The 1,604-nt window shown below is 40.8% G+C and carries 3 protein-coding genes; all 3 read left to right on the forward strand.

Annotated elements, in window-relative coordinates; translation table 11 throughout:
- The coding region (locus DW835_RS17450) for an RHS repeat-associated core domain-containing protein (RefSeq protein WP_147353746.1) at positions 1–642 on the forward strand (642 nt) is incomplete at its 5' end.
- A 16-nt stretch (positions 643–658) separates the two neighbouring features.
- On the forward strand, positions 659–997 hold the full coding sequence (locus DW835_RS17455) for a hypothetical protein (protein WP_118731497.1): 339 nt from the start codon (positions 659–661) through the stop codon (positions 995–997).
- Between the two features lie 200 nt (positions 998–1,197).
- On the forward strand, positions 1,198–1,604 hold a 407-nt coding region (locus DW835_RS17460; RefSeq protein WP_347559405.1), incomplete at its 3' end, for a hypothetical protein.

The following is a 1,604-nucleotide window of genomic DNA, read 5'->3' on the forward strand; positions in this document are numbered from 1 at the left end:
GAGACCACAGAACAGCTGAATAACCGCATCCGTTATACGGGACAACAGTATGATGATGTAACGGGACAGTATTATTTACGGGCGAGGTACTATAATCCGGTTGCCGGGCGGTTCATGCAGGAAGACGTCTATCAGGGAGATGGACTGAATCTGTATGCGTACTGCGGGAATAACCCAGTGGTGTATGATGATCCGAGTGGGTATGCAAGTACGTCAACAGGTAAAGCTTGTCCTCCGAAGGGGAAAATTAGTGAAAGTGTTGATGGGAGTGGTAGGGACATTGTACCTGATAAGGGATTCAGTAGTTTTAAAGATTTGAAAACTCATTTAGATTCACCGGGAGATGGAAAAGTATGGCACCATATTGTCGAACAATCACAAATTACAGGATCAGGATTTAGCTCAGAACAAGTAAATAATATTAATAATGTTATTGCGATTCCGCATGGGAAAGGGAGTATCCATGCAAAAATTAGTGGATATTATTCTTCAAAACAGTTTTTTACAGGTGGAAAAACTGTACGGCAATGGTTGGCAGGACAAGACTTCAAAACGCAGTTTGATTTTGGAATGAATTTGCTAAAAGAATATGGCGATGTTATACCATCTTCAAAGGGGTGGATTTTTAGGACGTTTGAGTAAAGTGTTAGGAGGTTTTATGAGTGATATAAATGCTATAATTTTAGAATTTGTTGATGCATCGATAAACAATGGGATTGCACAAGAAAATGGAAATTCAAATCAAGCTAATAAGTTTTACAGAGTGATTCAAAAGAAAATAAAATGGTTAAACGAACATGGTGAGATTTGTAATCCTATTTTTTTAAAGTTATTGCATCATGAGAATGATTATGTGAGGTATTACACAGCATGTGCATTATTGCATGCGAAAAATAATGATGCATTAGATACGCTATTAGCATTAACTGAAAAGAAGGGCTTGGTGGGATTTTCATCTAAGATGACTATAAAGGAATATAAAGAAGGCAATATATAAGTTGGTAACAAAGTAATTAAAGTAGATGCGGTGATCATATATAATATGTATCGAGAATCTTGAACACATATTTATAAACTAGGTTGAACATATGATGGATACTATTCTTCATTGTATAGGGATATGTTTCACGCTTAAAGATATTGTTGGTATCCGCAGAGTCATGATAACCCGTGGATATGTGAATCTGCGGAACGGTTGTGAAGTGGCACAGATACGGCAATGCAGCCAATGCGGAGGAAAACAACAGCCAGAACCAGTGCGGCATTCTCTTCCCGGTACAGGAGGAGGTCAGCGCGACAGAGACAGATCTGATCACCCGGATCAAGACCACCGGTAAGGAAAAGAACTATGAGCTGATCGAGTACTTAAACGACGTCAACCGTGAGCATGCAGAGGTACTGGTCGAGCAGAACATCAATGGTAAGACGGATACCTCTTATATCTACGGAGCGGAGATAAACGGCGGATTCGACCGGATCTCCCTTGACCGGTTCGATGGCAGCACCGGCTACTACCTCTACGATGCCAGAGGAAGTGTTTCCGGCATCACCAATGAAGAGGGACAGGTCTACCAGTCCTACCGTTACAGTGTCACCGGAGAGAT

This window comes from Clostridium sp. AM34-9AC, assembly GCF_003480225.1.
Classification (GTDB): Bacteria; Bacillota; Clostridia; order Lachnospirales; family Lachnospiraceae; genus Acetatifactor; species Acetatifactor acetigignens.